Origin of the sequence: Pedosphaera parvula Ellin514 (assembly GCF_000172555.1) — a bacterium.
Lineage (GTDB): Bacteria > Verrucomicrobiota > Verrucomicrobiia > Limisphaerales > Pedosphaeraceae > Pedosphaera.
Genome location: NZ_ABOX02000064.1, coordinates 23,287 through 32,038, shown reverse-complemented (window position 1 = coordinate 32,038; position 8,752 = coordinate 23,287). Strand labels below are relative to the sequence as shown.

The 8,752-nt window shown below is 53.1% G+C and carries 6 protein-coding genes; all 6 read left to right on the top strand.

Annotation, left to right across the window (positions count from 1 at the left end; translation table 11 throughout):
• Positions 1 to 340: hypothetical protein (locus CFLAV_RS36745; protein ID WP_237712479.1), on the top strand; the 340-nt coding region annotated here is incomplete at its 5' end.
• Between the two features lie 150 nt (positions 341 to 490).
• Entirely contained in the window at positions 491 to 2,611 is a 2,121-nt protein-coding gene (gene recG, locus CFLAV_RS28685; RefSeq protein WP_007418427.1) for an ATP-dependent DNA helicase RecG, read from the top strand.
• Positions 2,612 to 2,712: 101 nt separating this feature from the next.
• Entirely contained in the window at positions 2,713 to 2,859 is a 147-nt protein-coding gene (locus CFLAV_RS35845) for a hypothetical protein (RefSeq protein ID WP_160164684.1), read from the top strand.
• Between the two features lie 159 nt (positions 2,860 to 3,018).
• Positions 3,019 to 3,336: a hypothetical protein gene (locus tag CFLAV_RS28680; protein WP_007418426.1), complete on the top strand. Its 318-nt coding sequence runs from the start codon at positions 3,019 to 3,021 to the stop codon at positions 3,334 to 3,336.
• A gap of 118 nt (positions 3,337 to 3,454) precedes the next feature.
• Positions 3,455 to 4,996: a glutamine-hydrolyzing GMP synthase gene (guaA, locus tag CFLAV_RS28675; RefSeq protein WP_007418425.1), complete on the top strand. Its 1,542-nt coding sequence runs from the start codon at positions 3,455 to 3,457 to the stop codon at positions 4,994 to 4,996.
• A gap of 107 nt (positions 4,997 to 5,103) precedes the next feature.
• Positions 5,104 to 8,742 carry a transcription-repair coupling factor gene (mfd, locus tag CFLAV_RS28670; RefSeq protein WP_007418424.1) on the top strand — a complete coding sequence of 1,213 codons (3,639 nt, stop codon included), beginning with the start codon at positions 5,104 to 5,106 and terminating at the stop codon, positions 8,740 to 8,742.
• Positions 8,743 to 8,752: the final 10 nt, after the last annotated feature.

Below are 8,752 nucleotides of genomic sequence, written 5' to 3'. Positions count from 1 at the left end.
GACAAATGCCCAGGACCGGTTGAGGAGAGTTGGAGCGACCCTGTGTTCTGGAATTGATTCTGTAGAGGGAGTTCGGACGGTGGATGGCGGTAATGGACGGCAAATGACGCTGGATGATGACGGTGAAAAATTATTTGATGGAATGAAAGGCAGGACTTTGAGAATCACGAAATACTCTCTAAATACGCGAAAAGAGAAGATTCCGCCTCCAGCAGGTCCTGCGGGAAATCTGGGATGGGTGGAAAGGGAAAAAAGGATAGAGCGGAAGGTATCGGAAGGTATCGGAAGGTATCGGAAGGTATCGGAAGGTATCGGAAGGTATCGGAAGGTTAAAAAATAAATTGGAGAACATTCAGGGGCAGGATGGAAACCACGGAACAGAAAAATTTGATTTAAAAAATAAAATGGAAGGAGCGGGGATTGGAATTTGATGAATATTGATGGACGATTTAATGCGGATTCCTGGAGGCCTTTCCCTTGATGCATCACCATGTCATTTGTATCCTTAACTGAGATGTCTGTGCCGTCGAATGTTGTCGAATCGCCGTTGGCCCGTCCGCTCAAGGAATTGCGCGGAGTGGGGACGGAGCGGGAGGCGCAATTGGCGCGTCTGGGGTTGTTTACGGTCGGGGACTTGTTGCTACATCGGCCGCGTCGCTATGAGGATCGGCGGTATTTTCGGAACATCGCGGAGTTGCAGTTGGATGAGGCTTCGACGACGCGGGGGACGATTGTGGCGTTGGGGTTGAAGCGGTTTAAGAAGGGGATGCGGTCGGTTTTTGAGATCATCCTGGATGATGGCACGGGGCGGTTGCATTGCCGGTGGTGGAATCTGCCGTTCATGCAGAATTACTTCGCGCAAGGGGATGAAGTCTTCGTTTTCGGCAAGCTGAATTCGCTGAAGCCACGCACCATCGACCATCCAGAAACTGAGGTCATTTATGGCGGCGAGGAGAGTTCGATTCATATCAATCGGATTGCGCCGATTTATCCGCTCACCGAGGGGATGCCGCAACGGTGGATACGGTCTTTCATCCATCGAACACTGGGTGAGTTTGAGAAAGAGATTGTCGAGCCGTGGCCCAAGCTATGCGAAGAGACGCAAGGTGTCGCCGCCAGTTTTCGCCTGCGGGATTACGGGCTGACATCGAAGGAACGGCCGGAGGCGCAGGGTTATAAGGAGTTGCCGTCAAAAGCGAATGCGCTGCACATGGTTCATTTTCCGGAGGCGATTGGGGACATCGAGCTGGCTCGAAGACGGCTGGCATTGGATGAGTTCATAGAGTTGCAAAGGGAAATTCAATTGCGGCGCAAACGGTTTGAATTGAAGGCACAATCTCGTCCCTGCGCGGGAGATAACCATTTCATCAAGCCGTTTTTGGCGAAGCTTGGGTTCACGTTGACCGAGGCGCAAACGAAGGTCTTGCGTGAGCTCCGTAAAGATATGGGCGGGGCGCATCCCATGCGGCGGCTTTTGCAGGGGGATGTGGGCTCTGGGAAGACGGTGGTTTCGGCCTGTTGCGCGTTGATGGCGCTGGAAAGCGGTTACAATGTGGCGTTGATGGCGCCGACGGAGATTTTGGCGGAGCAGCATCTCCAAAACTTTCGACGCTGGTTTGAGCCGCTCGGCATCCGGGTGATCATGCAGACTGGCAGCCAAAAGTCGGTGCGGGCGGACAAGACGGCGGGACCGATGCTGCCGGAAGTGGCGGAGAGCACCTCGCATCAGCTCACGATGGCGATCGGCACACACGCGCTGATCGAAGATGGTTTTGCGCTGAATCATTTGGGGCTGGTCATCATCGATGAGCAACATAAGTTCGGTGTCACGCAACGCGAGAAGCTCCTGCGTAAAGGCAATTATCCGCACCTGCTGGTTATGACGGCGACGCCGATTCCGCGCACGTTGGGATTGACGCTCTATGGTGAGTTGGACGTTTCGACTATTGACGAGCTTCCCACTGGGCGCGGGCGTATCAAAACATTTGTGCGCACGGCGGATAAGTTGCCGAAAGTCTGGGCGTTCATCCGCGAAAAGCTGGCTGAAGGCAGGCAGGCTTATGTGGTCTATCCGCGCGTGGAGGAGAGCGGTCCGACGGGATTGAAGGCGGTTACGAAGGAGTTCGAAAATTTAAAATCATTGCTGGCACCTTACCGGATTGGACTTCTGCATGGACGATTGAAGGCGGCGGAGAAGGAATTGGTAATGACCGGTTTTCGTAAGAACCAGGTGAACATCCTTTTGGCCACGCCGCTAATCGAGGTCGGGGTTGATGTTCCGAATGCCACCATCATGGTGATTGAGAACTCCGAGCAATTTGGTTTGGCGCAGCTGCATCAGCTTCGCGGTCGAATTGGTCGCGGCGCGCACGATTCGTTTTGTATCTTAATTGCGGCGGTCAAAAACGCTGAGGCGCGGCAACGGTTGCAGGTGTTGGAAGAAACCAACGATGGTTTTCGTATTGCCGAGGCGGATCTGAAGATTCGCGGTCCTGGGGAATTGCTTGGCCAGCAACAAAGCGGGTTACCTAATTTTAAGTTTGGAAATCTCGCCGAAGATCTGGCGCTCATCAGGTTGGCGCGGGATTTGGCACCCGAAAGCGGGTTGTAGAATGAACTTTGAAAACTACAGGCGGCGGCAGGTGGAGTTGCGAAAACTGCCTGCTCAATTTTTCTTGAGCATGGATTGTCAACGTGTTATATTACGGTCTTATGAAAAGGAAAACAACCCTTGCATTACTATTCTGTGTCCTGAGTGCGATGATTCTCGTTGGCTGTGAACAGAAGACCGATACTTCCACCGGTACTTCGACGAACGCTGCTCCAGCGACGCCTTCGACGAACGCTCCAGCGAAGTAAGACACTCCAGGTTACTTTGGGTAACGTGTGAAAGCACAAGCCGGGCAAGGGTAACTGCCCGGCCTCTTTTTAAGCAAGGTTAGGGCAGGGAAATCGCGCATCGGGAATTGATGCGCGGAGGTTGTTGGCTTTTTTTCTTAGTTAATATACACTCGCCGCATGAAAACGCTTATTTATCTCTCTCTTTTTGCCTCACTGGCATTGGCGGGCTGCAGTAAGAGCTCCACAACAGCCAATCAACCGGCAGCCTCAGGCGACTCTGCGATGGCTAATGCGCAGAACAAAGCGCTGAAGGTTGTGGACACCGCTTCATTGAATCAAGCGATCCAAATGTTCAAAGTCCAGGAAGGGCGCAATCCCAATACTCTGGATGAACTGGTTGAAAAGAAGGTCATTCCAGCCCTTCCTGAACCGCCAGCCGGGATGAAGTATAGCTACGATCCGGCAGTTGGATCCGTGTTCACCGTGGCGCAATAAGCGAACGCCGCCTGCTTCCAGCCGGGACGGGCGGCGAAGTTTAAATATTTTTGTTGGACAAATCTTTTGTCTCGCCAAACCTTCATTTCGAAGGCAAACACTCTCGCTTTCTTTTGGTATGAATGAGCAAATTGTAATTCTGGATTTTGGTTCTCAATATACACAGGTCATCGCGCGCCGCATTCGCGAGTGCAATGTCTATTCCATCATCCTGCGCTACGACACGCCCGCGGAGGAAATTGCCGCGATGCAACCCAAGGGGCTCATTCTGTCCGGTGGACCGGCCAGTGTTTATACCAAAGGCGCGCCACAGCCGGACAAGGCAATCTTCGATTTGGGAATTCCCATCCTTGGCATCTGCTACGGTCTGCAACTCGTGGCACAATACCTTGGCGGGAAAGTGGAGAAGGGGCAAAAGCGCGAATACGGCAAGGGCACGCTTCAGGTTAAAGACAGCTTCTGTGCGCTCTTCGCGAATCTGCCGGAGAAGCTCCAGGTTTGGAATTCGCACGGTGATAAGCTCACCAAACTGCCCAGGGGATTTAAATCCGTTGCAATCACGGAGAATTCTGATTATGCCGCGATTGAGAACCACGCCAAAAAAATGTATGGGCTGCAATTTCATCCCGAGGTGGCGCACACCCCGCAAGGGCGGGAGATCATCAGTAATTTCGTTCATAACATTTGTGGCTGTGGCAAGCTTTGGACGATGCACAGCTACATCGATCAGGCTGTCGAAGCCATCCGCAACCAGGTCGGTAATGAGAAGGTGATTCTCGGCTTGAGTGGTGGTGTTGATTCCAGTGTGGCAGCGGCGTTGCTGCACAAAGCCATCGGCAACCAGCTTACCTGCATTTTTGTTAATAACGGCCTGCTGCGAGGGCGCGAAGCCAAAACGGTTCAGGAGGTCTTTGGCCGCCATTTCAAAATAAAGCTGCAATACGAGGATGCCTCCAACCTGTTCTTGAAGCGTTTGAAGGGTGTCACTGATCCTGAGCGTAAGCGGAAGATCATTGGCAAAACCTTCATTGAAGTATTTGAAGCCGCCACCAAGCGCGCCGGGAAAGCAAAGTTTCTAGCTCAAGGCACACTTTATCCCGATATCATTGAATCCGTGCCCATCGCTGGCAATCCTGCCGCGATGATCAAGAGCCATCACAATGTCGGTGGTTTGCCGAAAAAGATGCGCTTCCAACTCGTCGAACCGCTCAAGTCCTTGTTCAAGGACGAGGTGCGCGAACTCGGTTTGGAACTTGGTTTGCCTCGCGAAATTGTTTTGCGCCAACCGTTCCCTGGTCCCGGCCTTGCAGTTCGCATCCTCGGCGAAGTCACTCCGCGCCGTTGCGAGATTCTCCGTGAAGCCGATACCATCGTCGTTGAGGAGATGAAGACCAGCGGATGGTATTACAAGATTTGGCAAAGTTTTGCCGTGCTGCTTCCAGTGAAGAGCGTTGGAGTCATGGGCGATGAACGCACCTACGATTACACCATCGCTTTGCGCGCCGTGGAATCACAGGACGGCATGACTGCAGATTGGGTCAAGCTTCCTTACGACCTGCTCGAAAAACTCTCGAGTCGCATCATCAACGAAGTCAAAGGTGTTAACCGCGTTTGCTTCGATATTTCCAGCAAGCCGCCGGCGACGATCGAGTGGGAATAGACACTTGGACCGGCGTGAGTTGGCTTTTGGCATGACCTCCGTCCTCTTGACGATATGGCTGAGGGCTGCAACCTTTCCTTGGCTTGGCGCAAGAACCATCAGTAGCAATGGCGACAAGCAAATTGTTCGCTAAGATTTCAGAAACTCCCGCTGTGCAGTCATTGCTGCGGCGCCTGGAGAATGGGGGAGTGTTGTCTCTTAATGGCATCAGTGCCTCGGCTCAACCTTTTCTTGCTGCCTTGTTACGACAACTGCTTCCTGAGCTGCCGATCGTTCTTGTCTCAGACAGTCTTAAGACTCAGGAAAGCTTTCAACAGGATGTCGAAACCTGGCTAAACTTCGAAGGCTCACAGCAAAAGTCAAAGGGCAAGGCTCCGGCTTCTCAACCTTCAACCATTAGCGATCGCCCTTTGTTTTATCCTGCCTGGGAAGTCATGCCGCATGAGTCCAAACTACCGCACGCTGATGTCATCAGTGAACGGCTGGAAACCCTCGTGGCACTCGCCAGGCAGTCTCCCGGTAAGCGTGGAGCCGCACCACATATTATTGCGAATGTTACCGCGCTGCTGCAAAAAACCTTTCCCGCCAGCGTGCTTAAGGAGCGGACGCGGATGCTAAATCGCGGAGATCGAGTCGAACCTCTGGACCTTATTGAGTGGCTCGAAGAACAGGGTTACGAACCTGAGGCGCAGGTCACGCAAAAGGGTGAAATCGCTTTGCGTGGCGGCATTTTGGATGTCTATCCGATGACCAGTCCCTGGCCGGTGCGGTTGGAATTTTTTGGCGATGAATTGGAGTCGCTTCGATATTTCGACCCCATCACCCAGATATCGCGTGAACAGATCGCCACGGTCACACTGCCGCCTGGTGGGGAGTTTGGCATTCTCAAACAACTTGCGGCGCGAGACCAACAGGCATCTCTCGCCACCTTGCTGGATTATCTGCCCACCGGAACACTCTTTATTCTGAGTGAACCGGAAAGAATCGAAGAACACACGGAGCAATATTCCACGCAGGTACCAAATGAGGATCCTTTCCACATCCCCTGGAGTGACTTCCAGGAGCTCTTGAGCGAGAAGGGAATGAAATCTTTGCAGCTCTCGGAAATTGTAATGGACGGAGAGTCTGAAGGGATGGACGTTCTCTCCGAATCGGAAGCCGTCGCCGAAGATGAAAGGCCGTTCGGCGAAAGCACAGAGAACTCACTCCCATTTTCCAGTTTGGAAGCATTTCGCCCGCTCGGCGCGCGTGCTCCTGAGCCGCAGATTGCCGAAGCGCAACGCCGGGAATTCTTTGCCCAATTGCATCGCTGGTCGCGACAAGGATATGATGTTCATCTGTTCTGCAATAACGATGGTGAGCGCCAACGTTTCCAGGAAGTTTGGAAGGATTATGGATTCGGGGAAGACTTCGGTCTCAAAATGCATCTGGGTGCACTTGGTCGAGGTTTCCTTAACGAAGAAGCCAAGGTGGTGGTGGTTACTGATGCCGAAATTTTTGGCCGCTACAAAGTGCAGCGTCCGCGCCGTCTCAAGTCCCCGCATGCTCAAGCCACGCGTTCCGCATTGGATATTGATTTCACCGAGTTGGAGGAAGGGGATTACGTTGTCCATTTGCAACATGGCATCGGCCGCTACCAGGGTTTGAAGGTGTTGCCTGTGACGTTGGGGCGAAAGGGAGTCGATCCCAATGCAACGCCAGCTGACTCAGGTCAGGAATGCCTGGTCATCGAATATGCCGCCAGCGACCCGCAACAGCCGGCGCCCAAGCTTTACGTTCCGGTAACTGAGGCGCATCTCGTCAGCAAATATGTCGGTGCGGGCAAGGCACGTCCCCAACTGAACACCATCGGTGGCACGCGCTGGGCTAAGGCAAAGGCACAAGCTGAACGTGCGGTGCGTGATGTCGCCAGTGAACTTTTGGCGATCCAAGCTGCTCGCGAATCGCAGCCCGGTTATTCATTCAAAGCCGACACTCCCTGGCAGCGCGAATTCGAAAGCGCCTTCCTTTACGAGGAGACACGTGATCAAATGCGTGCCATCAACGAGACCAAGGGTGACATGGAACGTCCGAAGCCCATGGATCGCTTGATTTGCGGCGACGTTGGTTTCGGGAAAACCGAGGTTGCCATTCGCGCCGCTTTCAAGGCGGTGATGGAAGGCAAACAGGTCGCGATACTGGTGCCCACCACGGTGCTCGCGCAACAGCATTATAATACTTTCAAGGAACGGGTCGCAGATTACCCGATGCGCGTGGAATTATTGTCACGTTTTCGCAGTCCCAAGAATCGAAAGCGAGTGATCAGCGAATTACCTGCCGGGGCGGTGGACATTGTCATTGGCACGCACCGTTTAATCCAGTCGGATATTAATTTTAAGGATTTAGGACTCGTTATTATTGACGAGGAGCAACGGTTTGGAGTGCTACACAAGGAAAAGTTTAAGCAGATTCGCAAGTTGGTCGATGTATTAACTCTCAGTGCCACGCCGATTCCCCGCACGCTCTATCTCGCTCTCACCGGCGCTCGCGACATGAGTACCATTGAAACTCCTCCACAGGATCGTTTGCCGGTGGAAACCATCGTTGCCCAATATGATGAACGGCTGATCCGCGAGGCTATCCAGCGTGAATTGAATCGGGGAGGCCAGGTGTACTTCCTACACAACCGGGTCGGCACCATCGATGCCATGGCACAGAAACTTCGCACTCTGGTACCCCACGCCCGGATTGTGGTCGGGCACGGCCAGATGAAGCCTGATGATCTTGAAGAGGTGATGACGGCTTTCATAAATGGTGAAGCTGACGTGCTGCTATCGACGACGATTATTGAAAGCGGCCTGGACATCCCCAACGCAAACACGATGATCATCGATCGTGCCGACCGCTTCGGTCTTAGCGATCTTTATCAATTGCGCGGCCGTGTGGGACGCTACAAACATCAGGCTTACGCTTATCTTCTCCTACCGCGGCACGCCGGTTTACTCGCCGACGCGCGCAAGCGCATCAGCGCATTGAAACAATACTCCACCCTGGGCAGCGGCTTTAAAATTGCCATGCGCGACCTCGAAATCCGTGGGGCAGGGAACATGCTCGGTCCAGAACAGAGCGGCCAGATCACCGCGGTGGGTTTCGATCTCTATTGTCAATTATTGAAGCAAAGCGTGGCTGCCTTGAAGGGTGAAAAAGTAAAGCCACGCGTCGAGGTGCAGGTGCGGTTTGACTTTTTGGCATTGAACCCGGGCGAGGAAAGTGCGGCACCAGAACGTGGAGCGAAAGCAGAAGCTCCAAAGCGACGCAAGGCAGAGCCTGAAATTATCATTCCTCGAGAAGTGTTGACCTATGTGGAATATGATGAGGTTGCCGAACAGAAAACAGAGCAGCCTATGCAGGTTGAGAAAGGCTCGGCATTTATTCCACTGAGCTATGTTTCCGAAGCGAAACAACGCATCGACATTTATCGAAAGCTCGCCCAGGCCACCGATAAAGCCGCTCTTGAGAACCTGGCAAAAGAATTGCGTGATCGCTTTGGCACCTTGCCTCCGGCCATGGAACTGTTGTTGCAGGTGGGCGAGCTCAAGATATTGGCTGGCGAAAAGAACATCACGATTATTGAAGTCAAGGACGACAAATTGATGCTCACCCGCAACAACGACTACATCATGCTCGGCGGCAAATTCCCGCGCCTCACCAAAGGCGATGCCAAGGGCAGGCTCAAGGAAATTAAAAAACTCCTGCTCGCTCTTTAATTCCCCGCCG